Consider the following 1,107-nt stretch of genomic DNA (forward strand, 5'->3'; position numbering starts at 1 on the left):
AAAAGAGACCAACCCGAGTTATTTCATAGTAAAAGGGGAGCGGTTATTCCGCCATAAATCTACCTTTATAAAATTCCGCTATGTTGGCTGATATAAAAAACGCACTATTGACACCAACGGTCTCGGCTATGAGTAGTTGCGTGGGTTAGCACTTAACTTAGCAAGTACTCACCAAACTGAAAATCCGCGAGGATTTTCAGAAGTAGGCGAGAACAAGCAATTACTTATAGCCATTGTTGTGTGCTGGCTTTTTTTATTCCATAATGTTCTAACCAAGCCAGCGGTTCAGTCAGATTATGTTTATTAAATTCTAAATGTATTACTCGTCTTTTCTTTCCGTTGGTCGTTCTGTTCGAAGCGTGTAAAGTCAAAGGTTTCATTAACATTGCTCCGCCTTTTTCTACTTCACAAACAAATTCGTTTTCTAAATTCCAATCTTTTGAGTCAGCTCGAACTATTCCGTTTAAGTGCGATTTGGGAATTACCTTTAAAGCTCCATTATTTTTGTCCGTTTTGTCCAAATGAATTCGGATTGTTATTGTGTCTTGTAAAATTTCGATTGGTGGTTGAACTCCGTATTGTCCTTTTTTAAAAGTCCAATTAGAGTAGTTTTCTAATTCTGCTTTTTGGTCAACCGAAATGCTCAAATCTTGATGATAAGCAACGAACCAATTCGATTCGCTTGGTTTGTCAAAATAGATTGCTTTGGTCAGAAAATATTCAGATTCGGAAAGGTCAGAGATTAATTCAGTTAGCTTTTCGTTGAATAGCAAATCACTCAATTCAGGCACATTTTTGATTAATTGTCTAATCGCAAATAAATCCTTTGTTTTCATAAACGAATTTCCGTCCTGTTCAGCATTTTCGATACAAGCTAAAATTCCGCTTATTTCTTTGTCTGAATACAAGTCAGCTAAAACGGAAAATCCATTTTCTTCAAGTTCTATTTTGTTCTTTTCGTAGCTCATTTTTCAGCTTGCACACAACGTTTTAGTGTAAACAAAGTACGGGTTTGTGGGCAGCGATTTTCCGAAGGAAAATCGTAAGCAAGCAAACGAGTACTTTATAAATGTAAGCCACAAAAATAGTATTTTTTTTACACATTGT

1 protein-coding gene is annotated in these 1,107 nt (G+C 35.9%); it reads right to left on the reverse strand.

Annotation, left to right across the window (positions count from 1 at the left end; genetic code table 11):
• Positions 1-224: 224 nt before the first annotated feature.
• Positions 225-968 carry a phytanoyl-CoA dioxygenase family protein gene (locus tag ACKGJY_RS15515; protein ID WP_413974813.1) on the reverse strand — a complete coding sequence of 248 codons (744 nt, stop codon included), beginning with the start codon at positions 966-968 and terminating at the stop codon, positions 225-227.
• Between the last annotated feature and the right edge of the window lie 139 nt (positions 969-1,107).

Origin of the sequence: Hyunsoonleella sp. 2307UL5-6 (genome assembly GCF_047345485.1) — a bacterium.
Taxonomy (GTDB): domain Bacteria; phylum Bacteroidota; class Bacteroidia; order Flavobacteriales; family Flavobacteriaceae; genus Jejuia.